Origin of the sequence: Nonomuraea sp. NPDC050663 (assembly GCF_044456985.1) — a bacterium.
Lineage (GTDB): Bacteria > Actinomycetota > Actinomycetes > Streptosporangiales > Streptosporangiaceae > Nonomuraea.
Window position 1 is genome coordinate 114402 of record NZ_JBITGL010000021.1, and the last position, 23867, is coordinate 138268.

Here is a 23867-nt window from a genome sequence, read left to right on the forward strand (position 1 = left end):
GGCTTCAGACCCAGGTCAGACGCTCCTCCAGCAGAGCCTGCTGGGCCGGGTTGGCCGTCAGCTCCAGCGCCCGCCGGTCGGCCACCTGCGCCTCGTCGTGGCTGCCGAGCTCGCGCAGGAACTCGGCGCGGGTGGCGTGGAAGAGCGCGTACCTGTCCAGCGCCTCACCCAGCTCGTCCAGCTGCGCCATGGCGACCCCGGGCCCCCGCGCATGCCGTACGGCTATCGCCCGGTGCAGCCGGGTCACCGCCGAGGGGGCCAGGATCAGCAGCATGTCGTAGAGGAGCACGATCTGCTCCCAGTCGGTCTCCTCCCACCGGGGGGCTTCCGCGTGACAGGCCACGATGGCGGCCTGCAGCTGGTAGGGGCCGGGCGACAGGTGCCGCTGTGCCGTACGGGTCAGCAGCCGGACGGCGTCGGCGATGGCCTCGTGGTCCCACAGCGCGCGGTCCTGGTCGGCGAGCAGCACGATGCGGCCGCCCGCGTCGAAGCGGGCGGCGGTGCGGGCCCGGTGCAGGCGGATCAGCGCCAGCAGGCCGCCCGCCTCCGGCTCGTCGGGCATGAGGCCGTGCAGCAGGGCCGCGAGCCACTCGGCGTCGTCGACCAGGTCACGCCGGTGCGCCGGCTCGCCGGCGGTCGCCAGGTAGCCCTCGTTGAACAGCAGGTAGATGACGGTCAGCACCTCGTGGACGCGGGAGGGCAGCTCCTCGCCGCGGGGGATCCGGTACGGGATGCCCGCATCGGCGATCTTGCGCTTGGCGCGGGTGATGCGCTGGGCCACGGTCGTCTCCGGCACGACGAAGGCGGCGGCGATCTGCGCCGTCGTCAGGCCGCACACGACGCGCAGGGTCAGGGCGACCCGCGCCTCGCGGGGCAGCGCCGGGTGGCAGCAGGTGAAGACCAGCCGCAGCCGGTCGTCCGGCTCCGGCAGCACGGGCCACGTGAGCCGGGCCAGCTTGGCCCGGTGGTTGGCCTCGCGGCGCAGCACGTCGAGCCCGCGTCTGCGGGCCACGGTGAACAGCCAGGCGTCGGGCCGCTCCGGGATGCCCTCCTCCGGCCAGCGTCTGAGCGCGGTCTCGACCGCGTCCTGGACCAGGTCCTCGGCGGCGGAGAAGTCGCCGAGCAGGCTCACCAGCGCGGCGGCCAGGCGGCCCGCGTGTTCGCGGACCGCCCGAGCCAGCGCCTCCTGCGCGTCGTTCATCCTTCGACCGGGCGGATCTCCACCACCGGGCAGCCAGGCCACGACCTGACCATGGCGATCGCCTCGTCGAGGTCGGCGACCTCCACCTCCAGGAAGCCGCTGATCACCTCCTTGCCCTCGATGTAGGGGCCATCCGTGACCAGCGGCTCGGCGGCCCGGTCGAGCCGGACGGTCGTGGCGGTGTGGGCGGGCTGCAGCTTGGCCCCCCGGTTGGTGATCCGCTCCTGGTGCTCGGCCAGCCAGCGGCCGACCTTGGCGAACACCTGGTCGCGTTCGTCGGGGCCCATGGCGGCCAGATCCTTCTCGAACTGCTCCGTCTCGATGAACATCAGCACGTACTTCACGTGCCTCACCTCCTCGACTTCCAGACGATCGGGAACGAGCCTGATACGACATCCTTACGGGATGAGTGCACGCTACGCGGATGTGATCGGCCCTTTGCGAACGGCATACGACGGCGGTGCCGGGCGCCGCGACGGCAGCGGCAAGCAGGCGTGGAAGCTGGCCGAACGCGCAGCCTTCCTCGAACGGGTGCGTGAGGGCGGCGGGCGGCGCCTGCTGGAGGTGGGGGCGGGAACCGGCCAGGACAGCGCCTTCTTCCAGGCGAACGGCCTCGACGTGGTCGCCGTCGACCTGTCGCCCGAGATGGTGGCGCGCTGCCGCGAGAAGGGCGTCGACGCGCACGTCATGGACTTCCTCCACCTGGACTTCGCGCCTGGGTCGTTCGACGCGGTGTACGCGATGAACTGCCTCCTGCACGTGCCCGACGAGGACCTGCCGGCCGTTCTCGACGCGATCCACGCGCTCCTGCGGCCGGGCGGGCTGCTCTACGTCGGCGTGTACGGCGGCGGGACGCTCCGGGGTGAGGGGCCTTACGACGGCGACGACCACGATCCGCCCCGATTCTTCTCCTTCCGCACCGACGAGGAGCTGCAGGCGTTCACCAGCGGGTCCTTCCAGACGGTCGACTTCCATGCCGTCGGAGTTGACGCGCTCCGATTCCAATCCCTGACTCTCAGGGGTTGAGCTGTGTCTGAGCGGGCAGGCTGACCCGGACCTGGCAAATCCGACATGGAGGACAAGGTGACGCCTACGAGTTCGGGCCCATCACGCGAGAAGCTGCGCAACGCAGCCGATGGGACGCGGAGGAACGTCCCGCGATCGTTAATCGTCGCCGGAGCGTTCGCCCTGGTGGCGTCGGGCGGAGCGGGCGTCGCGTCCGCGGCGTCCAGCACACCGCCGTCGGAGACCCCGACGGCCACGCCCACGCAGACCACCCCGACCGAGACCCCGACGGAGACGCCTACCGCCACTCCCCCCACCACTCCGGCGACACGGCCCGACATCGCGCCGATCAGCCCCTGGGCGTTCGTGAGCGTCATGCACGGCGAGTTCGAGGTCCCGACCAGGGACGGCTGCGGCGCCGTGACGCTGTTCGCCCAGACCGGTCAGGCGACCGCCGTCGCCGAGGGCACCATGACCGTGCGGAGCCAGGACGGCTTCGAGCAGACCTACACGCTCACCGAGGACACCCGCGTCATCGCGGGACGCACGGGCAGGAGCACGGTCAGGCAGGGCGACTGGGTCTCGGTGACCGCGATCGTCGACCAGCCGCCGACGGAGCCTCCCACCGAGCCGCCGACGGAGCCGCCCACGGAGCCGCCGACCGAGCCGCCCACCGAGCCTCCGACGGAGCAGCCCACCGGCGAGCCCACGGCCACGACGCCACCGGCCACGACGCCACCGGCCACGACGCCGCCGCCCACCACGGAGCCGCCCACCACCCCGCCTGAGACCACTCCACCCGCCACCACGCCGCCGCCGGTCACGCAGCAGGCGCCGTCCGCCGGTTACCAGTCGCTCACCGCCATGACGGTCTACGACCTGTCGCGGCCGGTCAAGCGCTGGTGGTCGCAGCGGGCCTGGAAGCATTCCTGGCAGCGCTGGGCGGGCCCGCCCGGTTGGCGCACGCCGACCCCGTGCCCGACACCACCCGTCACGCCGACGCCCACGCCGACGGTCACTCCCACGGAGAGCCCGACGCCGACGGTGACCCCGACGGACACCGGAACGCCGACCCCGACGGAGACGCCGACCACGACGCCTCCCGCCAGCTCGTGACCGCCCGGTAGCCGGCAGCCCCGGGCGACCGGGCGGTTGCCGGCAGCCCCGGGCGACCGGGCGGTTGCCGGCAGCCCCGGGCGACCGGGCGGTTGCCGGCAGACCCAGGCGACCGGCCGGTAGCCGGTAGCCGGTTCGCTCCGAGCGGCGCCGCCCTCCTACTGCACCTTCTGCAGCACGTGCTCGCCATGGCGTTCGCGCCAGAGAGCCGTGCCGAGGGCGGCGCCGCCCACGGCGCCGATCGTCCAGAAGCCGATCATGGCGATCAGGAACTCCGGCCGCACCACGTCCAGGACGGCGGCCTCCCATGACGGAGGTACGGCGTCGCCGGTGCTCAGATAGCCCGCCCGCCGCTCCGCCCAGACGATGGCCTCGGGAATCCCCACGGCGAGCACCGCCACCAGCGCGGCGAACCCGGCCAGCGCGCCCGCCCGCAGCCCGGCGCCGAAGGAGCGCACCCGCCACGAGGTGCCCAGCGTGAGCGCGAGCAGCAGCAAGCTGGGCACGACGGCCCAGAACGACAACACGCCGCCCCGATCGTGCGCCAGCGACCATCGCGAGGCGGCGAACGACCCGACGGCCACCAGGGCCGCCACCGCGGCGGCGCCCACCCAGGCGTAACGCGGCGGACCCGACCACACCGCCGTCCACGTCCCGCCCAGGGCGAAGCGCCTGCGCTCGGCCGGTTCGTCGATGGCCGCGAGCTCGGCCCGCAGGGCGGCGCCCCAGGCCGTACGGCTCGCGGGAAGGTCGGCGGTGGCCAGGTCGAGCAGCAACTGCCAGCCGTCGCGCACCCGCTTCCCCGGGCTCCTGGGGCGCAGCGCCGCTCCCAGCACGGGCCAGGGCAGGGCGAGCGCCAGCAGGTAGAGGAAGGCCTCGACGGGGATCAGCAGGTCCCCGTCGGCCAGGTTCGGCACGAGGGGGAAGCCGCCGGGATCGGCCAGATAGGCGGCCCGCAGCGGCAGATGCGCCAGGGCCGCACCCACGGCGACGGCGGCCAGCCCGAGAACCCCGGCGACCGTCCCGGCCCCGAACCCTCGTGCCCGGGCCACGGCCGCCGCGCCCGCTGCCGAGAGCAGGGCGCACCCGACCATCGCGACCAAACCGAGGGTGATGCCCAGGAGTGCCACGTCGAAGCCCAGGCGCGGTCCCAGCGCGACGGTGGCGAGGTAGGCCTGCTCGAACAGGGCGGTGAGCGCGGCGGTGGCCATGACGACGGCGATCAGCGCCGGCCACACCGGCCATGCCGTGCCTCGCCGTACCGCGGCGATGACGCCGGTGGCGAGCACCCCCGCGCCCTCACGGCGCACGGCGCCGCGCAGACGGCTCGCGAGCACGACGATCGCGAGCAGGGGCGCCGGTGCGAGCACCACCAGGAAGAGGAGGGGGAGGAGCATCTGGGCCTCCGGGCTCGGACGATGTCGAGTGGGCGAGTGGGCGAGTGGGCGGATGGGCGGATGGGCGGATGGGCGGATGGGCGGATGGGTGAGTGGGCGGATGGGTGAGTGGGCGGATGGGTGAGTGGGCGAGTGCGCGAGCGGTGAGCGGGTGCGGTGAGCGGGTGCGGTGCGGCGGGTGCGGTGCGGGGGTGCGGTGCGGGGGTGCGGTGTGCGGGATCAGCCCGCGCCCGGGGCGAGGCGTCGCCTCACGCGCGGGGCGCCCTCGGCGGAAGGAGCAGCGGCTGACGAGGCGGCAGCGGACGCAGCCACGGCGCGAGCGAGCTCCGCGCCCGCCGTGGTGAGCCGGTAGAGGTGGCGGGCGGGCCGCCCGCGAGGCGGATCGGTCTCCCAGGAGGTCTCCACCAGCCCGCGTTCCGCCAGCCGGATCAGGATCGGATAGACGGTGCCGGCCTTCAGCCCGAGTGCGCGGCACAGGTCGTAGCCGTGGCTCCAGCCCGCGCCCGTGGAGGCGAGGGCGGAGAGCACGGCCGCGGTCTGCGGGGAGGGACGTCGTGCGCGTGCCATGACACCAATGTCTACCTAGATAGAGTTAACCGCAAGCCCCTGTTTCATTCCCGGAATGAAATCGTATGCCTGCATCACGATGCTACGCTGGCCCCGATGACTGACGACCAGTCCGCCAAACGCCCCGTGCCGACCATGCGCGACATCGCCAGGGCGGCGGCGGTCTCGCAGAGCACGGTGTCCCGGGTCCTCAGCGGGGCGCCCACCGCCGTGCCCATCGCGCCCGAGACCCGCGAGCGGGTGCTGCGCACGGCCAGGGAGCTGGGCTATCGCCCCAACCCGCTGGCCCGCGGCCTGCGGGGCGCGTCGACGAACCTCATCGGCGCCGTGGTGCGCGACTTCAGCGACCCCTTCTTCGCCGGGGCGATCGAGGCGCTGGTGGTCGAGTCGATGTCCCACGGCTACAACGTCGTCCTCGGCCACGCCCCGCCCCGGACGGGCGCCGAGGCGATCCCGCTGACCACGGTGCTGGAGACGCGTCACACCGATGCCGTGGTCCTCCTGGGAGACATGCAGGAGTATCCCGAGCTGCTGGCCGATCTGCGCGCCTCGCTCGTGCCGGTGGTGGCGTTGTGGCCGGGCACGAGCCCGCGCGAGTTCCCGACCGTCGACGCCGACGACAGGGCGGGCATCAGGGCGGGCCTGAACCACCTGGTGGCGCTCGGGCACGAGCGCATCGCCTTCGTCAACGCCGAGCTCCCCAACGAGTATCGTGTGCGCGAGCAGGCCTACCTCGAGTTCATGCGCGAGCGTTTCGGCGCCGTGCCCGAGGGCTACGCCGAGCGGTGCCCGAGCAACCTCGCCGGGGGCGACGCCGCGTTGCGTCGCCTGATGGACAGGCCCGACCCGCCCACGGCCGTCGCCGTGTCGACCGACGTGGTGGCGGTGGGCGTCCTGCACGCCGCCCACAGCCTGGGCGTGACCGTGCCCGGCCGGCTGTCGGTCGTCGGGTTCGACGACATCCTGATCTCCGCGCACACCGTCCCCGCGCTGACCACGGTGCGGATGCCGATCGCCGAGATCGTCGCTCACGCGGTCGAGTTCGCCGTACGGCCGGCGCGGCGCGAGCCCTCCGAGGCCGACCTGTCCATCGAGGTCTTCGAGCCGGAGCTGGTGGTGCGCGACTCGACGGCGCCGCCGCCCGTCATCTAGGGATCCACACCCGCATCGACCCGGCTCCTCTGTTGGCCCACGCGTAGTAGGGGATCGCTCCGGCGGTGAGGCCTCCGGCGACGGGGACGTCGATGCCGATCATCTCCGGCTCCAGGTCGGGGCGCGGCACCTCGCTCGGCGCGCGATCGCCGTCCCACGCGAGCTCTTCGAGCTCGGCCGGGGCGTCGATGCCCTCCAGGCAGTAGACGAGCGGTCCTCGCTCGACGGCGACGCATCCGCGCAGAGCGTCGGCCCGCCGGTCGGGTTCGGTGATCCGGATCGCCGTGCCGAGGTCGAGCTCGACCCGGTCGCCCGCCTTCCAATGCCGCGTGTGCCGCGCCGGGGGCCCGCCGGTGCTCCACGCGGGCACCCGCAGCGAGAGCGTCCACGGCCGGTCGGGCGTGGCGACGACCTCGACGGAGACGCGCCCGTGCCACGGGTAGCCGGTCCGCACCGCGAGCCGGATCTCGCCCGAGCTCAGCTCGGCGTCGGCGTAGTGATGGATCTGGACGCCGCCCTCGTCGCGCGTGGCCAGGTAGCGGTGCCATGAGCTGAGCAGGCGCATCAGGTTGGGCGGGCAGCAGGCGCACGACTGCCACGGCGCGCGCCCGCCGCCCGAGCCGACGCGGTGCGTCCTGCGCTGGAGCGGGTTGGTGTAGAAGAACTCGGTGCCGCTCAGCGAGATCCCGCTGAGCACGCCGTTGAACATCGCCCGCTCGATCGCGTCGCCGTACTTCGGCTCGCCGGTGGCCAGGAGCAGGCGCCAGGCCAGCATCACGCCGGCGATGGACGCGCACGTCTCGTTGTAGGCCCGGTCGGGCGGCAGCTCGTACGGATCACCGAACGCCTCGTCGCGGTGGCGGCTCCCCATGCCACCGGTGAGCGAGGTGCGGGTGCGCGTCATGTCGTCCCAGCGCCTGCGGACGGTGCCGAGCAGCTCCTCGTCCTCCAGCTCCACGGCCGCGTCCACCGCCCCGCAGTCGAGGTAGAGCTGCCGCACCGCGTGCCCCGCGACGGTCGTGGCCTCGCGCACGGGCGCGTGGTCCTGCCAGTACTCCGCGCCGAAGCGCCCCCGCCCGATCTGCCCGTGCCCGCGCAGGGCCAGCATGCGTTCGGCGAGCTTGAGGTGGCGTTCCTCGCCGGTGATCCTGAACAGCTCCACCAGCGCCATCTCGATGCCCGCGTGCCCGTCGACGCCGGGTTCGGCCGGGAGGTGGGCGACGGCGCGCAGGGCGACGGCGAGCAGCCTGTCGTCGCCGAGCCCGCGATGCCAGGCCACGGCCGCCTGGATCAGGTGCCCCAGGCAGTAGTGCTCGTGTCCCCAGGCCAGGTCGGTGTAGGGCACGCCGCCCTTGACCACCTGGACGAAGCTGTTGAGGTAGCCGTCGGGCCGCTGCGCGGCGGCAACGACGGCGATCGCCTCGTCCGCGGCGGCGGCCAGGGCGGGGTCGGCGCCACGCGACAGCTCCCAGCCCGCCGCTTCGAGCCACTTGTACACGTCGGAGTCGAGGAAGGGCAGGGTCATGCCGCCGTCGTCGGCGTCGGCCTGGTAGTCGCCGGGCTGCCCGGCGGCCATGCGGAGGTTGCCGAGGGCGCCGCCCAGCTTGCCGTACCCGTGCATGATGGTCCGTTCGCGGTTGATCCGCTGCCGCCGTTCCCAGAACCCGCCGACGATCTTCGCGTGGATGGGACGCAGGACGTTCATTTGATGGCTCCGCTCATCAGGCCGGACACGTAGTACCGCTGAAGCAGGAAGTAGACGAGGACGCACGGGATGATCGAGATGGTGACGCCGGCCTGCAGCATGCCCCAGTCGGTGCCGCCGAGGCTGGTCTCGGTCCGCGATGTGGCCAGGATCAGCGGCAGGGTGAACCTGGAGCTGCGGCTCATCATGACCAGCGCGCCGAGGAACTCGTTCCACGAGGTGATGAAGGCGAACAGCGCCGTGGTGACGATCGCCGGGACGGCGGCGGGGACGAACACCCAGCGCAGCGCCGCCCACGACGACGAGCCGTCCATGATGGCCGCCTCCTCCAGCTCGCGCGGCACGGCGCTGAAGCTGTTGCGCAGGACGAACAGGCTGAAGGGCAGCTGGATGGCGGTGTGCAGGATGGCCAGGCCCAGCAGCGAGTTGGTCAGGCCGAGCTTGGCGAACATGAGGAACATCGGGGTGAGCATGGCCTGGTAGGGCACGATCAGCGCGAGCAGCAGCACCACGAAGATCGCTTCCTTGAAGGGCACGGGGAAACGTGCCAGCGCGTAGGCGGCGGGGATGGTCAGCAGCAGGGTGAGCACGATCGTCAGCAGTGCCGTACCGAGGCTGTTGGCCAGGTAGACGGGCAGCCCTTCCTGGTAGCCCCACAGTCGCTGGTAGCTGTCGAAGCTGAACCCGTGCGGCAGGTAGGTCGGCGGGGAGGCGGCGGCCTCCTCGGTCGGCTTGATCGAGGCCAGGACCGACATCACCAGCGGCATCAGCATGACCGTGCCGACGGCCAGGCAGATCGCGGCGAGCAGGTGGCGCCTCACTGGTGGCTCCGGCGGGTGAGCAGCAGCTGGAGCACGGTGAGGACGAGGAGCGTGAAGGTGAGGATCATCGACAGGGCGGCGCCGTAGCCGAGCTTCAGGTAGGGGAAGGAGTTGAGGTAGATGTAGAAGACCGAGGTCGCCGTCTCGTTGCCGGGCTGGCCCGCGGTCATGATGTAGAACTGGTCGAAGGCGAGCAGCGAGCCGATCACGCTGACCAGCGTCACCAGCAGCACGGTGCGCAGGGTGAGCGGCAGGATCACCCGGGTGACCTGCGTGCGTTGGCTCGCCCCGTCGACCTTGGCGGCCTCGACGATTTCGACCGGCACGGCCTGGATCGCGGCGACGAACAGGATCATGCCGAAGCCGATCACCTTCCAGACCACCGAGAGGCTGATCGCGAAGGTGGAGACCCCGGCGTCCACGCCCAGCCACAACACCGGCTCGTCGATGACGCCCAGGTCCAGCAGCGCGCGGTTGACCAGCCCGAAGTCGGTGCTGAACAGCCAGTACCACAGCAGGCTCGACACCCCGAGCCCGATCACGACGGGGATGAAGACCACCGTGCGGGTGATCCGCCGCCGCAGCGTGAGCAGCGCCAGCAGATACCCGCCGATGATCAGGACCGGCGTGATGGCCGCGGTGTAGAGCAGGGTGAACCGGAACGACGTCCAGAACTGGGTGTCGCCGAAGGCTCGTTCGTAGTTCGCCGGGCCGACGAATCTCGGCGGCGAGAGCAACGACCAGTCGTGCAGCGACACCCAGGCCATCTGCGCCAGGGGGTAGGCGGTGAAGACGGCGACGAAGAGCAGGGCGGGCGCGAGGTAGGCGAGTCCGACCAGGCGGCGTCTGCGCATGAGACTACGACCGGCCCGCTATGGCCTTCATCTCCGTCTTGGCGTCGGCTATGACGGTGTCGAGGTTGTCATCGCTGTAGTAGGCGCGTTGCAGCATCTTCAGCCACGGCCCCTGCGGTGAGTTGATCTGCTCGAAGAACGTCGTGGTGTACGGCGTGCGCCCCACGGCCAGGGCCTTGGCGACGTCGCCCACCAGGGGCTCGGCCTTGAAGTAGGAGTTGTCGACCATGTCGGATCTGGTGGTGAGGTTGAGCGCCTTGGCGTAGACCTCGACCTGGACCTCGTCGGAGAGCAGGAACTTCATCACGTTGACCGCGTCGGCCACCCGCTCGCTGCCCTTGGGCACCACGACGAGGTCGCCGCCGATGAACGAGGCGGAGGATCCCGGCGCGATGCCGGGAAGCAGGGAGATGCCGAAGTTCATCGAGGGGTTCTGCTGGCGGGCCAGGGTGATGTTGAAGTTGCCCGTTCCCATCATGCCGACCTTGCCGGAGCCGAACTGCAGGTGGAAGGTCTCGCCGTTCTCGGTGCGGCTGCCGTCGGGCACGTTGCCTGCCTTGACCATGTCGCGCGTGAACTGCAGCACCTGCTTGACGCCGTCGCCGGTCAGCGGTTCCGCGCTGCCGTCGGTCGCCTCGATGGTGGCGCCCGAGGCCCACATCAGCGGGCCGACGGTGAAGATGTTGCATCCGGCGCAGTTGCCCGGCAGGTAGTAGCCCCTGACGCCGCCGCCCAGCGCGGTGATCTTGTCGGCGTAGTCCCTCAGCTCGGCCAGGCTGGTGGGAGGCTTGTCGGGGTCGAGCCCGGCCTTCTGGAAGAGGTCCTTGTTGTAGAAGAGCGCCGAGACGTCGGCGTAGAGCGGCACGCCGTAGAGGCGGTCCTGGTAGGTCGCGACCGTCATGTGGCCCTTGCTGGCGGTCGCGAGCTCGGGCCAGTCCTTGATCCGGTCGGTCAGGTCGACCAGCTGCTGCTCCTTCTCGAACTGCGGAGCGTAGATCAGGTCCATGCCCATGAGGTCGGGCACGTCGCCGGAGGCGACCCCCTGGGCGATCTTCCCCACCATCTCGGTGTGGGGGATGTAGGTCAGGTTGATCTTGCAGTCGGGGTTCTTGGCGTTCCATGCCGCGACGAGCATGTCCACCATCTGCTTGTTGCCGCCCGAGCGTTCCCACATCGTCAGCTCGCCCTTGCTGGCGCACGACGTCGTGGCGGCGGCGGCCTGGGCCTGGGTGGTCGCAGGTGGGGGCGCCGCCTCCTGGCTGCAGGCGGCTGCGAGGAGCAGTGCGGCCAGGGCCGCCCAGTGGGTTCTCATGTGTGCCTGGCTCCCCTCATGGGTGGACTTGCCCGGACCGTAACCCAGAAACGTCACGAAGTGAATACGATTGAGTGCAATCGTATTCATTCTGGTTTACGTTGCTCCCAGTCCGGCTGATGGGAGAGCGGCCATGAATCAGAAGATCGAAGAGGCACTGGACACTCTCAAGCTCACCGGCGTCGCCAGGCGGCGCCTGCTCACCGGCGCGGGGCTCGTCAGCGCCTCGGCCGCGGCCTCGGCGCTGCTCACGGCCTGCAGCTCCGGTTCCGAACAGGCTCAGACGCCCGCCGCGGGAGCCGGTGACTTCCCCTCCACTCCGAAGTGGAAGTTCACCTTCGTCTGTCACGTCACGACCAACCCGTTCTTCACCCCGACGCAGTACGGCGCGCAGGACGCGTGCGCGTTGCTGGGCACGGAGTTCCAGTGGACCGGGTCGAAGGACTCGATCGTGGCCGAGATGGTCAACGCGACCAACACGGCGGTCACCGGCAAGGCCGACGGCATCGCGGTGGCGGTGGTGGACCAGGCGGCCTTCCGCGACCCGGTGAACCGGGCGCTCGACGCGGGCATCCCGGTGGTGTCGTACAACGCCGACGGCGCCCGCGACGACAAGGGCACCTCCCGGCTGGCCTATGTCGGCCAGGGCCTGTACGAGTCGGGCTACGCCCTGGGCCAGCGGGCGCTGCAGCAGGTCGACTCGGGTGAGGTGGCGGGGTTCATCGCCACGCCGGGGGCGCTCAACATCCAGCCGCGCATCGACGGCGCCGCGCAGGCGTTCAAGGACTCGGGCAAGGCGATCACCTTCACCTCGGTCGGCACCAACGCCGACGTGACGAAGGGCCTGTCGATCATCGACGCCTACGCCCAGGGGCACCCGCAGCTCGCGGGCATGCTGGCGGTGGACGCGGGGTCGACCCAGTCGGTCGGTCAGGTGGTCAAGAAGTACGGCCTGCGCGGCAAGGGGCTGAAGGTCGCCGGGGGGTTCGATCTGGTGCCGGAGACGCTGGCCGGGATCAAGGCGGGCGACCTGGACTACACGATCGACCAGCAGCCCTACCTGCAGGGATTCCTACCGGTGGTCTACCTCTACCTGTACAAGCTGTCGGGCGGGCTGATGTTCCCCTCGGAGACCAACACCGGCCTGCTGTTCGTGACCAAGGACAACGTCGGTCCCTACCAGACGACCAAGACCAGGTTCGAGGGCTCCGACACCGCCCAGAAGCTCGTCGAGCGCACCGGTCCTATCGCGCACGGGTGAGCAGGGCGCGGCCGATGACGTGAGCGGTGCTGGGGATCACCGGCTGCGGCGCGAAGGCGAACCTGTCCACGGCGTCGACCGAGAACCCGGCCCGCTCGATCGCCGCCACCGTGTCGCGGTTGGGATGGCAGCCGGCCGCCGCCCTCCGCCACAGCGGGGCGATCAGGTCCTCGACCAGCCCGAAGACCGGGTTGGTCGAGCGCACGTGTTCGTAGAACCGCAGCTCGCCGCCGGGCCGCAGCACCCGGGCGATCTCGGCCAGGGCGCGCTCGACCGACGGCACGGTGCACAGCACCAGGGAGGCCACGGCCGCGTCGAAGGGGCCGTCGGGGAGCGCCTCGGCATGACCGGCCACGACGTGGACGGTCACCGGGGCGCTCTTGGCGGCGTCGTCGGCGACCGAGCGCAGGGTGTCGTCGGGTTCGACGGCGACGACCTCGGTGACCGTGCCGGGGTAGAGGGCGAAGTTGCGGCCGTTGCCCGCGCCGATCTCGACGACCCTGCCGCTCAGCCCGGAGAGCAGGCGCCGACGGTGTTCGCGTCCGCCACGCCGGTCGGCGACCGCCGACGCGTCGACGTACATGCGGGCGAACCGTGGGTGCTGGAACCTGGAGAGCTCGTTCATCATCGCCACCTTCGTCTACTACGTTTCTATAGTAGATATTGCTACTACATCCGGCTAGTAGGAAGATGGAAGCGTGACGGATCTGGCCAAGGTGCTCGGCCCGCTGGAGGCGGAGATCATGCGGCTGCTGTGGGCGGCCGACGGCGCGCTGACCGTGCGCCAGGTGCTCGGCGCGCTGAACTCCGGCAGGGAGGCGGCCCTGGCCTACACGACGGTGATGACGGTGATGAGCCGCCTGGCCGACAAGGGCATCCTGTCCCGTGAGCCGCTCGGGCGCGGGTTCGCCTACCAGGCGGCGTTGCCGGACGCCGCCGCGATAGCCGTACGAAACGTCCTGCGTGACTTCGGCGACGCGGCCATCGCGCGTTTCGTCGACCAGGTCGACGCCGACCCGTCGGCGCGCGAGCGGCTGCGGCGCCTGCTGGAGGTGGAGTCGTGAGCTGCCTCGACGCCGGAGGGCGGGCGTTCTGGCAGCTGGTCGCGCTGGCCGTCACGGCGTTGTCGGCGTTCGCGCTGATCGCCGACTTCCTGCCGACCGCGCTGACGTTGTGGCTCGGCGGCACGGCGGCGGCCCCGCCCGGGGCACTGCTCGCGGTGACCGCGCTCACCTGCGTGGCCTGCGCCGTCCTGGCGACGGCCGTGCGGGCGTTGCGGCGCACGAGCCGCGCGACCCGGCGGCTGCACCGCGACCTGCGCGCCGGGAGCGTCGATGCGCCAGCGCTCCTGACCGAGGTCGCGGCCGAGGCGGGCGTGCGGCGGATCCGCCTGGTCGCCGACCCGCGACCGTGGGCGCTGACGTACGGCGTGCGCCGCCCGCGCGTGGCCGTCAGCACCGGGCTCGTCGAGGCGCTGACGCGCGACGAACTGGCGGCGGTCCTGGCCCACGAGCAGTCGCACGTCGAGTGCCGCGACCCGCTGCGCGTGCTCCTGAGCTCCGCCCTGACCCTGCCCGGCTTCCTCGTCCCGGCCCTGCCCGCCCTGCGACACAGGTTCGTGGTCGGGCGCGAGCTGGCGGCCGACCGCCGCGCCATCGCCAGGTACGGCACCCGCGCCCTGGCCGGAGCCCTGCTCAAGGCCGTCGAGGTGCCCCACGCCTGCGCGGCGGGCGCGGCGGCGATGGCGGAGCCGTCGGCCCTCGGCGCGCGGCTGACCCAGCTGGAGTCGGGCACCCAGGAGGGCCTGCCCGCCGTGGGCGGCCCCCGGGTGGCGCTCAGCCTGCTCGCCCTGGTCGTCCTCGGGGCGGCCGCGGCGGCCACCTCGGGATTCATGCACGAGCTGTGCGCTCAGGCGGCGCTGGCGATCTTCCACAGGTAGCCGTCGGGGTCGGCGAACACGCCGTCGTAGCCACCCCACTCGGCCTCTGCCGGGGCCCTGATTACGGTGGCGCCCGCGGCCTCTGCGGCCTTCACGAGCGCGTCGACCTCTTGCCTGGAGTCCGCCAGGTGATGGACGGCGAACCCGCGGAAACCGGAGCCCTCGGCGGAGACCCCCGCGTCCTGCGCGACGGCGTCCCACTCGTAGAGCGCTAGATCAGAGGAGCCATCGCCCAGGCCGCATCGCACGAACCCCGGATAGGCCTGCACGACGCGAGCGCCCATGCCGCCGACGTAGAACTCCTTGGCGCGCTCGACGTCCTTGACGCCCAGCATGATGACGCTCGCCTGCAAAGGCATGTTCACTCCTGGCTTTCGGCTCATCTCCAGGTCTTCCCGTCCAGGTTATGGCGCAAGGGCAGGGTCCGGCAGCCTTTGCCTTGACTTCAAGTCGGCTTGAACGCCGATGCTGGCCCTATGACGAACATCGCCGATCTCATCACGCTCCTCGACGCGATCGAGAACCTGCCGTCCGCCACCCGGCTGCGCGGCCGCTCCTACGACCTGCTCCGGCCGCGGCCGGGCGCCACGGTGGTCGACGTGGGCTGCGGCGCCGGACGGGCGGTCTCCGAACTCGACGGGCTGGGGGCCCGCGCGATCGGGGTGGACCTCGCGGACGAGATGATCACCATCGCCCGGCAGAGGTACCCCGGGCAGGACTTCAGGATCGCCGGAGCCTACGACCTGCCCCTGGATGACGGCGCGGTCGCCGGATACCGCGCCGACAAGGTGCTCCACGTGCTCGACGACGCCCCGCGCGCGATCCGGGAGGCCGCGCGCGTGCTCGCGCCCGGCGGGCGGATCGTCCTGGTCGGCCAGGACTGGGACGCCTTCGTCATCGACTCCGGCCGGCCCGAGCTGACGCGGACGATCGTGCACGCCCGCGCCGACCAGGTCACCGACCCGCGCGCCGCCCGAAGGTACCGCAACATGCTGCTGGACGCCGGGTTCGCCGAGGTGGAGGTCGAGGCGCACACCGAGGCCTTCACCGAGGGCCTCGTGCTTCCCCTGGTCATGGGCCTGGCCCAGGGCGCGCTGGACATGGGCGCGATCACGCGGGAAGAGTTCGACTCCTGGACGGAGGAGCAGGCCGACCGGGTGCGGCGCGACCGGTTCTTCGTGGCGCTGCCGCTCTTCGTCGCCTCGGCCACCCGGCCGTGACTAGTCGTTCGAGGGCCGTGCGCCCACGCCGCCCGCGATGGTCCAGCCCGAGGGCCAGGCCTGGTCGGTGCGGAGCGCGGGCCGCCAGTCGCGGACGTCGACCAGCCCCGGCTCCAGCAGGTCGAACCCGGTGAAGAAGCGGGTGATGCCGGCCCGCGAGCGGGGGGTGAGCGGGCTGCCGGCCAGGCGGAATCCCTGCTGGGCGGCCTCCATCACGTCGGGCGGCGACTCGTCGGTCGTGTGCGAGATCACCAGGTGGCTGCCGGGCACGAGCACGCTGGCCAGCCGGCGCACGATGCCGTGCGCGTCCTCCTCGTCGGAGACGAAGTGCAGGATCGCGACGAGCAGGACGGCCACGGGCCGGCTGAAGTCGAGGAAGCCGGTGAGGTGCGGGTGGATGAGGATGCGGCCGGGCGAGCGCAGGTCGCCCTCGAAGGCGATGGCGTTGCGCACGCCGTGGCGCTCCAGGAGAGCCTGGCTGTGCCGGACGACGGTCGGGTCGCGGTCGACGTAGACGGTCCTGGCGTCCCTGTTGCTCTCCTGGGCGACCTCGTGCACGTTGCGCTGGGTCGGCAATCCGGAGCCGATGTCGAGGAACTGCGTGATGCCGACCTCGCCCGCCAGGTGGCTGACGACCCGGCCGAGGAAGTCGCGGTTGGCCATCGCGGTGCGGGGAGCGGCGGGATTCGACTGGAGCATGCGGTCCGCGGCGGCGCGGTCAGCGGGGTAGTTGTCGTGCCCGCCGAGCATGTAGTCGTAAATGCGCGCGCCATTCGGGGTCCATGTGTCGATGCCGCTCGGCACCCATTCCGTTTCGCGCATGCACGGCCCTCTCCACATGAATACCGGTCAGCATAACTCTCGGTGTCGTCATGAGGACATCAAAGGAGGTGGCAAAAACCACCCTTGTCCGTCTTCGGCATCGAAGGCCCGGGAAAGGTCGAAAACATGATGGAAGCACTTACCGGGCTGCCCCGGGGGACGATCGGTTTCGCGGCCGCGGGCGAGGTCACCGCGGACGACTATCGCGTCGTGCTGGTGCCCGCGATCGACCAGGCGCTGATGGATCACCAGAAGATCCGGCTGCTGTTCGAGCTGGGCGCCGACTACCGGGGATACGAGGCGGGGGCGTTGTGGCAGGACACCAAGCTGGGTCTGGGCCACTGGTCCGACTTCGAGAAGGTCGCGGTGGTCACCGACGTCGAGTGGATCAGGGATTCCGTGCGGGCGTTCAAGTTCCTGATGCCCGCGGAGGTCGCGGTTTTCGGCCTGGCCGATGAGGACCGCGCCAGGCAGTGGCTGATCGCCTGAGGCAAAGGAAAAGGGCCCCCTTTCACGGGGGCCCTTTTCTCATGCGGGCACCTTGTCGAGGAAGCCCAGGGTCTTGCGGATGCGGCCGTCTTCGGCCAGGTCGAGGACGTCGAAGCCGACCACGATGGGCTCGCCGCCCGCGGGGCCCAGGTGCCAGGTGAAGCGCACCAGGTTGGTGTGGGCGTCGTCGAGCGGTCCCGCGGTGAAGACCAGGCCAGGAAACATCTGCTGGGCGCCGGCGATCACGGCGGCGATGGCCTCGTGCCCGGTGACGTTCGCGAGCGGGTCGGTGTAGACGCCGTCCTCTGTCCACAGCTCCGCCACGGCCTTGGCCCGCAGCTCGGCGTCGGTTTCGTTCCAGGCGGCGAGGTAGCGCTCGATGATGGTCATCACTTCACTCCAGTCTTGCGAAGGCCGATGATCTGCAGCTCGGCGAAGGCGGCCACGGTGAGGGCCTGCGTGATCGCCCAGACGGCGCCGACGGTGGTGAACTCCAGCAGGCCGGTCACGACCGCCAGGATGCTGGCCAGGGTCCAGGCCATGTTGAGTCCGATGACCGCCTGGGTCGCGGCGCGGTGCACGGTCCGGCGGGTGCCGAGGAAGCCGACCGCCACGCCGTACACGGTCAGGAAGGCCCCGATTCCGCGCAGGAGGGTGACGTCGGTGCCGATGAACTCGCTCACCAGCGGGGCGGCGGTCAGGTAGGCCAGGCCGTTGCCGCCGGTGACGACGGCATCGACCACGAGTGCGAGTCGAAGGAACTTCGTGCGGTCAACGGTCTGGGCAACGGCGGTCATTTCGAACTCCTTGGTGGGGTTTCGCTGATGACCACTACGTTGTCAGCTCTGCTGCGGCTCCGCGATTACGCGAGAGGTAATGCGGAGCGCCCCGGTGATCTGCTCCGGGGTCAGCCCGCGCTCGCGCTGGTAGCTGTAGACCTCGGGGGCCAGGGGCGCGAGCAGGATGTCGACCAGGGCGTCGGAGCCCGGGGGCAGGAGCGAGCGCACGTGCACCCGCCAGAAGCCGTAGGCGCCGGTCTCGAAGCGCGAGCGGCCCGTCTCGGCGCCGAGCACGAGGTGGGAGTGGGCTTCGAGGAGCTCGACCATCGCGGCGTAGAAGGCGGCGAGGCGTTCCTCCGGCGGCGCTCCAGGACCGAGGGGAGGCTCGCCGCGGATCAGCTTGTCCTGCAGGGCGCGCTCGTGCTCGTCGAGCAGGGCGACGGCGATGGAGGAGCGGTCGGGGTAGCGGCGGTAGAGCGTGCCGCGGCCGACTCCCGCGGCCTTGGCGATGTCCTCCATGGTGACGTTGGGCGCGCCCTTGGCCTCGAACAGCTCGGCGGCGGCCTTGAGGATCTTGGCCCGGTTGCGGGCGGCGTCGGCTCTCTCCACAAGCGCCAGTGTATATGTGGACAAGGTGTCCATTTGTGTCCTTCTCCGGTGTGGCGGGTAGATCGCCGAAGTGATCATTTCTGATGCTGACCTGCGGCAAGTCGAGCAACGCCTGGCGGAGCAACGTTTCGACCCCGGGCCCGTCGACGGGGTCCGCACCCGCGAGACGACCGTCGCCCTGTGGGGCCTGCAGAAGCTGAACGGCCTGCGCCCGACCGGAAGGCTGACGAAGGCGACCCTGCGCGCCCTGGAGCGGCCGCGCGAGGTGCGCCCGCTGGTCAAGCAGGGCGAGCGGGACCGGGTGGAGGTCGATCTCGAGCGGCAGCTGATGGTCGTCTACACCGACGGGCGCCCGGCGCTCATCTCGCACGTCTCCACCGGGGCGAACAGGACCTACTGCGTGCGCGGCCGGTGCGGTGACGCCGTCACGCCGGTCGGGGCCTTCCGCGTCTACCACCGCGTCGGCGGCTGGCAGCACGGCTGGCTGGGGGCGATGTACAAGCCGATCTACTTCAACAACGGCATCGCCCTGCACGGATCCACCAGGGTGCCGAGGCGTCCGGCGTCCCACGGCTGCGTCCGGGTGCCGCTGCACACCGCCGACCGGCTGTTCCGCCTCGTGAAGATGGACTTCCCGGTCTATGTGGACAGGTCGTCCACTTCTAGGTAATGTGGACGACATGTCCACTTTGTTGCACCTCGACGCCAGCGCGCGTCGCGCCTCGTTGTCCCGTGAACTGTCCGCCGCCTGGGCCCGCTCCTGGGAAGGCGACTACGTCTATCGCGACCTGGCCGCCGATCCCGTGCCCCACATCGGCGAGGCCTGGACCGAGCTGTGCGACCACGTGATGGCCCACGAGATCACTGACATCGCGCGGTACGGCGAGGCGGCGATCACCCCTGCTCAGAAGGAGGCCTGGGCGATCGTCGAGCCCCTCCTCGACGAGGTGGTCAGGGCGGACGTGGTGCTGATCGGCACGCCGATGTACAACTACTCGATCCCGTCGGCGCTGAAGGCCTGGCTGGACCAGATCACCTTTCCCCGCATGTCGCTGGCCCCCAGGAAGTTCGTCGTGACCAGTGCCCGCGGAGGCGCCTACGGTCCCGGCACCCCGAAGGAGCCCTTCGACCACCAGGAGCGCTACCTGCGCGACTTCTTCTCCGGCCACTTCGCGGTCGACGACGTCACCTTCGTCCACGCCGAGCTGGCCAACGCCCGCATCGACCCCCTGCTGGCCCACCGGCTGGCCGACCACGAGGCGTCGCTCAGAGCGGCGCGAGAGCAGGTGAACCGATGAACTGGCTGATCCTGCTCCTGGCCGGAGCGGTCGAGGTCGCCTGGTCGCAGAGCATCAAGCCGACCGAGAACTTCACCAGACCGGTGCCCACGCTGATCTCGCTGGCCTTGATGGCCGCGGCGGTGTTCCTGCTGTCGATCGCGATGAACACCATCCCGGTCGGCACCGCCTACGCCGTCTTCACCGGCATCGGCGCCCTGGGCGCGATCGGGCTGGGCATCTGGCTCAACGACGATCCCGTCTCGGTCGGGCGGCTCGGCGCGCTGGTCCTGATCGTCGGCGGGATCGTGCTGGCCAAGGTGACTCAGGCCGAGTAGAGCTCCACGACCTTGACGACGAGACCCTTCTTGGTGGTGACCAGCGCCTGCGGGGTGCCGCCCTTGCCGCTCCTGTACCTCTTCAGCAGCACGTCACGCGAGCACTTCCTGGTGCCCATGCCGTGGTCGCCGAGGTAGAGCGTGCCGCTGTGGCCCGTGCACTTGGTCGTCGACAGGAAGACCACGTCCTTGGAGATCTTCGCCGCGTAGTGCTCCACATCGCCCTCGGGCAGGTTCTGGTAGGCGAAGTCACCCGTCTCCGGGTCCTTCACCAGACGGGCCGGCTTGTACTCCAGCTTGCCGCCGAAGATCCCGAGCACTCCCGCGCACATCGTGCCGGGGTAGGCGGGAGCCTGACCCCTGGTCCAGTCGTGGCCCTTGAGCGTCTGGAACTTCGTGCCACAGACGTACTTCGGCGCGGCGGCCTGGGCGGGCGCCGAGACGGCGGTGGCCAACAGCGCCGCGGCGCCGAGCGCGATCAGAATCCTCATGGGCCCAACGGTAGAAAGGGGTGCTTGACGTCTGCTTTCATGGCCGTAAATGCATACCTTCGCCGCCGCAATCGCGCCCGTGATCGACGCCGTCCACGTCGACGTGCACGTGGAGTCCCGCAAGACCTTCGTGCCGCCCCCGTTCACTCCCGGGCTGCTCATCGACCAGCGTTACACCCTCCCGATCCGTCCCCTGACGCGCCCGGCCCTGGCCGTCGTCTACCGGTACGGCGGGCCGGACCTCACCGTCCACCTCGACGAGGGCACGCTGGTCGAGCATCCCGACGGGCGGCTGGAGGCCTCCAAGGAGGCGCTCGACTTCATCGACACGCTCTACGGCTTCCACAGCGCCGCCACCCGGCGCATGTGGCCCGACGTGAAGCACCTCGCCGGCCTGGCCGGCAGGGTGCTCGACCAGGCACTGAGCGACCCGGGGCCGGCGCTGGCGGTCATGGCGCCGCCGTACGAACCGATCGACGAGGCGGGGGTGCTGCTGTTCAACCGGCTCGCCGCGCTCCGCTACCACCGGGCCGACTCGCACGCCGCCGCCTGGCAGGCCGAAGGGCTGACCGCCGCCGAGATGGCCGGGCTCGAACCCGGTGAGCAGCGTGACCGCATCGAGCGCGTCACCAACGAGCGGGCCGCGCTGCCGTACGAAACGTTGACCGAGAGCGAGCGGGCCGTCCTGCTCGACGGCCTGCTCGCCCTGGTCAGGCAGCCAGCGCGCTGAGCAGCCTGCCCACCTCGGCGCGGTCGTTGACGCCCAGCTTGTCGTAGACGGCCTGCAGGTGGTTGGCGACCGTGCGCATCGACAGGGTCAGCCGGTCGGCGATCTGCCGGTTCGTCAGGCCACGTGCGGCGAGCTGGACGATCTCCCGCTGGCGCGGGGTCAGGTCGGGCGCCGCCAGGTCCACCAGCGCCGGGGTGCGAGCACCCGGGCAGCGGCGGGCCAGCGCCCACGCCCGGGTCTCCGCGCCCCGCGCCGCCGCGCCGTAGCCCAGCTTGCGCAGCAGCGAGGCCTCGTGAGCCGTCGCCTCCGCCGCGAACAGCAGCATGCCGAGCTGCTCGAACGCGGAGGCGACCGCCCGCAGCGCCGCCGTGTCACGTCCGGCCACGGCCGCGGCGTGCTGGGCGCACAGCCGGGCGAACGGGCCGTCCATGCGCCTGGCCAGCTCCGCCAGCCGCACCGCCACCAGCTGCGCGCCGCCGAACCTGGTGACGTCGTACAGCGCGAGCAGCTGGAAACCCGCCAGCTCGCGCTTGGCCGCCAGATCGGCGGCCGCCAGCGCGTCGCGGACCGCGCGGTCGAGGTCGCCGTTGGCCGCCGCCACCCACGCGCGGGCCAGCATCACCGGCTGGTCGGTCAGCGCCCAGCGGGTCGGGATCGCCTCGGCGCGCTCCAGCGCCCACCGGGCGGTCGTCAGGTCGCCGGCCAGCGCCGCCGCCTGGGCCAGCTCGCCCAGGCACCGGGCCAGGTACGGCGACAGCCGGTGCACGTGCTCGACGTCCTGACGGCACCGCCTGATCGCCTCGTGCGCGTCGCCGCGCAGGCGGCTGACGGCCGCCCGGTGCGCGCCGAAACCCGCGACCGACATGTCCCACACCTCCTGCGTGCCGACCAGCGTGGTCACGCTGTCGGCCGCGCGGGCGGCGGCGGGCAGGTCTCCGGCGAACAGGTACGCGGCGCAACGCGCGTCCAGCGCCGTGGGCAGGCCGTGATAGGCCAGGTCACGCCACCGGTCGGCGGTCGTCAGCAACTGCTCGACCGTGACGGCCGCCTGGTGGTGCCGCCCGCCGTGCGCGGCCAGCCACGACTCCAGCGCCGTCGCGTGCGCGCGCCCGCGCTCGGTGAGCGGGCCGAGCGCCCTGACCCCGGCGACCGTACGGCGAGCCTGGGTCAGCCTGCCCAGGAAGAACTCCATGGCGCCCCGGTAGATCAGCACCTCCTGGCGCCACTCCACCTCGGTCAGCGACCGCTGGGCGGCGTCGAGCACCCTGTGCGCCTCCTCGACCTCGCCCGACCTGCTCAGCGCCAGCCCGAGGGCGAGCGCCTGCTGGGCGCGCTCCGCCTCGGTGACCGCGCTCGCCTCCCGCAGCCGCAGGAGCGCCTTGGCCTCGCCCGCGTCACCGAGCACCGCCAGCGCGTGCCCGAGCATGGCCACCGCGTCCCCGCTCGCACCGGCCTCCACCGCGGCACGGGCCAGCCGCGCCGCCAGGCGGATGTCCTGCGCGCCCCACGCGAGCTGCGCGGCGTCCAGGAGCATGCGCGGATCGGAGGCGCTGCCACTGTCGAGCCGCCAGACCGCGGCGCGCAGCAGATCCTCGCGCCTGCGCAACCCCGCGGCCTCGGTGCACTCGGCCAGCAACCGGCGCAGCCGCCTGGTCCGCAGGGCGCCGCAGCCGCTGCGCACGATCTCCCCGTAGAGCGGGTGACCCACCCGCAACAACAGCCGCCTGCCGTCGGTCAGCTCCGTCACCAGCCCGCGATCCTCCAGCCGCTCCACCGCCTCGGCGCAGGTCAGCATGGACAGCAGCTCGGTGCCCAGCGGCTCGCCGAAGGCGACCAGCTCCAGCGCCTCGCGCTCGACCGGATCCAGGTGGCCGATGCGCTCGCTGACCAGCTCGCGCAGCCGGGTCGTCACCGACAGCTCGCCGCGCCGGCACCACGTGCCGGAAGCGTCGGTCAGGCGGCCCTGCGCGCGACCCGCCTGCACCAGCTCGCGCAGGTAGAGCAGGTTGCCGCCGCTGACGAGGGCCAGCGTCTCGGCGGTCTCGCCGTCGACCTCGCCGCCCAGCACGCTCTCCAACACCCGCCTGACCTGCGCGACGTCCAGCGTGTCGAGCTCGACGCGGACGAGCAGCTCGTCCTTCCACAACGCGGCGATCGGGCCGGGCAGCGGCTCGTCGTCGCGCACCGTCACCAGCAACCGCGCCGAACGCTGCACCGCCAGGTGGTGCAGCAGCCCCGCCGACGCCGGGTCCAGCCACTGCGCGTCGTCCACGCTGATCAGCGGGTCGGCGCCATGGACCAGGAGCCGGCGCTCCGCCCAGTGCAGCAGGTTCTCCCCGCTCGGCACCGAGCCCGCCAGCACGTGCGCGAACGCGCCGAACGGAATGATCGACGTCGTCTCTGTGGCGATCGCCCGCACGGCCACCGCGCTGCCCACCTCGGCGGCCAGCCGGCTCTTGCCCACCCCGGGCGCTCCGGCGATCATCACTCCCGCGCCCGAGCGCAGAGCGCGGCGCACCGCCCTCAGCTCATCCTCCCGGCCGACGAACGGCCACTTCGCATCCATCGAATACCCCCTCCCGACCAGATGGTCACTCGGAGGTATTCACGGGAGGTTCACGCCTCAGCCCGGCCGCGACATGCAGCAGATCGACGATCTCCTCGGCGCCGCTGAAGACGACGGGTTCGCCGCCCAGCTCCTCGAGCAGCCCGCGGAGCTGGCCGCCGGACTGTTCCGGCTCGACCAGCCTGACGATGACCGTTCTCACGCCTCTCACCATCC

Annotated in this window: 29 protein-coding genes; 12 read left to right on the forward strand and 17 right to left on the reverse strand. The window is 71.5% G+C overall.

All coding sequences use genetic code 11. The features are described 5' to 3' along the window. Positions 1–4 precede the first annotated feature (4 nt). Both ACIBH1_RS42150 and ACIBH1_RS42155 read right to left on the reverse strand, forming a co-directional pair. On the reverse strand, positions 5–1201 hold the full coding sequence (locus ACIBH1_RS42150) for an RNA polymerase sigma factor (RefSeq protein ID WP_397319699.1): 1197 nt from the start codon (positions 1199–1201) through the stop codon (positions 5–7). After that, on the reverse strand, positions 1198–1545 hold the full coding sequence (locus ACIBH1_RS42155; RefSeq protein WP_397319700.1) for a YciI family protein: 348 nt from the start codon (positions 1543–1545) through the stop codon (positions 1198–1200). The genes ACIBH1_RS42150 and ACIBH1_RS42155 overlap by 4 nt, the downstream gene beginning before the upstream one ends. Positions 1546–1606: 61 nt before the next feature. Between ACIBH1_RS42155 and ACIBH1_RS42160 the strand changes: the two genes are divergently transcribed. Next, positions 1607–2227 carry a methyltransferase domain-containing protein gene (locus tag ACIBH1_RS42160; RefSeq protein ID WP_397319701.1) on the forward strand — a complete coding sequence of 207 codons (621 nt, stop codon included), beginning with the start codon at positions 1607–1609 and terminating at the stop codon, positions 2225–2227. A gap of 57 nt (positions 2228–2284) precedes the next feature. Further along, a complete protein-coding gene (locus ACIBH1_RS42165) occupies positions 2285–3322 on the forward strand; it encodes a hypothetical protein (protein ID WP_397319702.1) in 1038 nt (345 codons plus the stop codon). Between the two features lie 158 nt (positions 3323–3480). On the opposite strand, the gene ACIBH1_RS42170 is transcribed toward ACIBH1_RS42165, so the two are convergent. Both ACIBH1_RS42170 and ACIBH1_RS42175 read right to left on the reverse strand, forming a co-directional pair. After that, positions 3481–4719: a hypothetical protein gene (locus ACIBH1_RS42170; protein WP_397319703.1), complete on the reverse strand. Its 1239-nt coding sequence runs from the start codon at positions 4717–4719 to the stop codon at positions 3481–3483. 219 nt (positions 4720–4938) lie between these two features. Then, entirely contained in the window at positions 4939–5286 is a 348-nt protein-coding gene (locus ACIBH1_RS42175; RefSeq protein ID WP_397319704.1) for a PadR family transcriptional regulator, read from the reverse strand. A 96-nt stretch (positions 5287–5382) separates the two neighbouring features. Here ACIBH1_RS42175 and ACIBH1_RS42180 point away from each other — a divergent pair, with 96 nt between their 5' ends. Continuing rightward, positions 5383–6438, forward strand: coding sequence for a LacI family DNA-binding transcriptional regulator (locus ACIBH1_RS42180; protein ID WP_397319705.1), 1056 nt, complete (start codon positions 5383–5385; stop codon positions 6436–6438). Here the strand turns inward: ACIBH1_RS42180 and ACIBH1_RS42185 are convergent. Genes ACIBH1_RS42185 through ACIBH1_RS42200 form a run of 4 tightly spaced genes read right to left on the reverse strand, consistent with a single transcriptional unit; the run spans position 6431 to position 11130 of the window. Further along, positions 6431–8143, reverse strand: coding sequence for a glycoside hydrolase family 127 protein (locus ACIBH1_RS42185; RefSeq protein ID WP_397319706.1), 1713 nt, complete (start codon positions 8141–8143; stop codon positions 6431–6433). The genes ACIBH1_RS42180 and ACIBH1_RS42185 overlap by 8 nt on opposite strands. Further along, complete coding sequence (locus ACIBH1_RS42190; protein ID WP_397319707.1) at positions 8140–8964, reverse strand: carbohydrate ABC transporter permease; 825 nt, start codon at positions 8962–8964, stop codon at positions 8140–8142. The genes ACIBH1_RS42185 and ACIBH1_RS42190 overlap by 4 nt, the downstream gene beginning before the upstream one ends. Continuing rightward, complete coding sequence (locus ACIBH1_RS42195) at positions 8961–9818, reverse strand: carbohydrate ABC transporter permease (protein WP_397319708.1); 858 nt, start codon at positions 9816–9818, stop codon at positions 8961–8963. The genes ACIBH1_RS42190 and ACIBH1_RS42195 overlap by 4 nt, the downstream gene beginning before the upstream one ends. A gap of 4 nt (positions 9819–9822) precedes the next feature. Beyond that, on the reverse strand, positions 9823–11130 hold the full coding sequence (locus ACIBH1_RS42200) for an ABC transporter substrate-binding protein (protein WP_397319709.1): 1308 nt from the start codon (positions 11128–11130) through the stop codon (positions 9823–9825). Between the two features lie 133 nt (positions 11131–11263). Here ACIBH1_RS42200 and ACIBH1_RS42205 point away from each other — a divergent pair, with 133 nt between their 5' ends. After that, a complete protein-coding gene (locus tag ACIBH1_RS42205) occupies positions 11264–12391 on the forward strand; it encodes a sugar ABC transporter substrate-binding protein (RefSeq protein WP_397319710.1) in 1128 nt (375 codons plus the stop codon). Here the strand turns inward: ACIBH1_RS42205 and ACIBH1_RS42210 are convergent. Then, positions 12375–13016: a class I SAM-dependent methyltransferase gene (locus tag ACIBH1_RS42210; RefSeq protein WP_397319711.1), complete on the reverse strand. Its 642-nt coding sequence runs from the start codon at positions 13014–13016 to the stop codon at positions 12375–12377. The two genes, ACIBH1_RS42205 and ACIBH1_RS42210, sit on opposite strands and share 17 nt — an antisense overlap. Positions 13017–13089: 73 nt before the next feature. On the opposite strand from ACIBH1_RS42210, the gene ACIBH1_RS42215 reads away from it, so the two are divergent. Further along, positions 13090–13455 carry a BlaI/MecI/CopY family transcriptional regulator gene (locus ACIBH1_RS42215; protein ID WP_397319712.1) on the forward strand — a complete coding sequence of 122 codons (366 nt, stop codon included), beginning with the start codon at positions 13090–13092 and terminating at the stop codon, positions 13453–13455. Further along, positions 13452–14330 (forward strand): M56 family metallopeptidase, encoded by an 879-nt coding sequence (locus ACIBH1_RS42220; RefSeq protein WP_397319713.1) that lies wholly within the window; start codon positions 13452–13454, stop codon positions 14328–14330. Before ACIBH1_RS42215 ends, ACIBH1_RS42220 begins: the two co-directional genes overlap by 4 nt. Here ACIBH1_RS42220 and ACIBH1_RS42225 read toward each other — a convergent pair. After that, positions 14300–14689, reverse strand: coding sequence for a VOC family protein (locus tag ACIBH1_RS42225; protein ID WP_397319714.1), 390 nt, complete (start codon positions 14687–14689; stop codon positions 14300–14302). The genes ACIBH1_RS42220 and ACIBH1_RS42225 overlap by 31 nt on opposite strands. A 117-nt stretch (positions 14690–14806) precedes the next feature. On the opposite strand from ACIBH1_RS42225, the gene ACIBH1_RS42230 reads away from it, so the two are divergent. Then, the gene (locus ACIBH1_RS42230) at positions 14807–15550 is read left to right on the forward strand and encodes a methyltransferase domain-containing protein (RefSeq protein ID WP_397319715.1); all 744 of its coding nucleotides are present in this window, start codon (positions 14807–14809) and stop codon (positions 15548–15550) included. On the opposite strand, the gene ACIBH1_RS42235 is transcribed toward ACIBH1_RS42230, so the two are convergent. Beyond that, positions 15551–16372 (reverse strand): SAM-dependent methyltransferase, encoded by an 822-nt coding sequence (locus ACIBH1_RS42235; RefSeq protein WP_397319716.1) that lies wholly within the window; start codon positions 16370–16372, stop codon positions 15551–15553. A 126-nt stretch (positions 16373–16498) separates the two neighbouring features. Here ACIBH1_RS42235 and ACIBH1_RS42240 point away from each other — a divergent pair, with 126 nt between their 5' ends. Beyond that, complete coding sequence (locus ACIBH1_RS42240; RefSeq protein ID WP_397319717.1) at positions 16499–16861, forward strand: STAS/SEC14 domain-containing protein; 363 nt, start codon at positions 16499–16501, stop codon at positions 16859–16861. A 39-nt stretch (positions 16862–16900) separates the two neighbouring features. Here ACIBH1_RS42240 and ACIBH1_RS42245 read toward each other — a convergent pair whose 3' ends face one another. Genes ACIBH1_RS42245 through ACIBH1_RS42255 form a run of 3 tightly spaced genes read right to left on the reverse strand, consistent with a single transcriptional unit; the run spans position 16901 to position 18249 of the window. Further along, the gene (locus ACIBH1_RS42245; RefSeq protein ID WP_397319718.1) at positions 16901–17251 is read right to left on the reverse strand and encodes a nuclear transport factor 2 family protein; all 351 of its coding nucleotides are present in this window, start codon (positions 17249–17251) and stop codon (positions 16901–16903) included. Next, positions 17251–17658: a hypothetical protein gene (locus ACIBH1_RS42250; RefSeq protein ID WP_397319719.1), complete on the reverse strand. Its 408-nt coding sequence runs from the start codon at positions 17656–17658 to the stop codon at positions 17251–17253. Before ACIBH1_RS42250 ends, ACIBH1_RS42245 begins: the two co-directional genes overlap by 1 nt. A gap of 42 nt (positions 17659–17700) precedes the next feature. Next, positions 17701–18249 (reverse strand): TetR/AcrR family transcriptional regulator, encoded by a 549-nt coding sequence (locus ACIBH1_RS42255; protein ID WP_397319720.1) that lies wholly within the window; start codon positions 18247–18249, stop codon positions 17701–17703. A gap of 70 nt (positions 18250–18319) precedes the next feature. On the opposite strand from ACIBH1_RS42255, the gene ACIBH1_RS42260 reads away from it, so the two are divergent. The 3 genes from ACIBH1_RS42260 to ACIBH1_RS42270 are packed head-to-tail and all read left to right on the forward strand — an operon-like array spanning position 18320 to position 19864. Further along, entirely contained in the window at positions 18320–18919 is a 600-nt protein-coding gene (locus ACIBH1_RS42260; protein ID WP_397319721.1) for a L,D-transpeptidase family protein, read from the forward strand. Between the two features lie 10 nt (positions 18920–18929). Further along, positions 18930–19547, forward strand: coding sequence for an FMN-dependent NADH-azoreductase (locus ACIBH1_RS42265; RefSeq protein ID WP_397319722.1), 618 nt, complete (start codon positions 18930–18932; stop codon positions 19545–19547). Next, positions 19544–19864 carry a DMT family transporter gene (locus ACIBH1_RS42270; protein ID WP_397319723.1) on the forward strand — a complete coding sequence of 107 codons (321 nt, stop codon included), beginning with the start codon at positions 19544–19546 and terminating at the stop codon, positions 19862–19864. The genes ACIBH1_RS42265 and ACIBH1_RS42270 overlap by 4 nt, the downstream gene beginning before the upstream one ends. On the opposite strand, the gene ACIBH1_RS42275 is transcribed toward ACIBH1_RS42270, so the two are convergent. After that, positions 19852–20355, reverse strand: coding sequence for a hypothetical protein (locus ACIBH1_RS42275; protein ID WP_397319724.1), 504 nt, complete (start codon positions 20353–20355; stop codon positions 19852–19854). The genes ACIBH1_RS42270 and ACIBH1_RS42275 overlap by 13 nt on opposite strands. Before the next feature lie 49 nt (positions 20356–20404). Between ACIBH1_RS42275 and ACIBH1_RS42280 the strand changes: the two genes are divergently transcribed. Beyond that, entirely contained in the window at positions 20405–21085 is a 681-nt protein-coding gene (locus ACIBH1_RS42280; protein ID WP_397319725.1) for a hypothetical protein, read from the forward strand. Here ACIBH1_RS42280 and ACIBH1_RS42285 read toward each other — a convergent pair. Then, positions 21066–23651 carry a LuxR C-terminal-related transcriptional regulator gene (locus ACIBH1_RS42285; RefSeq protein ID WP_397319726.1) on the reverse strand — a complete coding sequence of 862 codons (2586 nt, stop codon included), beginning with the start codon at positions 23649–23651 and terminating at the stop codon, positions 21066–21068. The genes ACIBH1_RS42280 and ACIBH1_RS42285 overlap by 20 nt on opposite strands. 25 nt (positions 23652–23676) lie before the next feature. Beyond that, positions 23677–23853, reverse strand: coding sequence for a hypothetical protein (locus ACIBH1_RS42290; protein ID WP_181610492.1), 177 nt, complete (start codon positions 23851–23853; stop codon positions 23677–23679). Between the last annotated feature and the right edge of the window lie 14 nt (positions 23854–23867).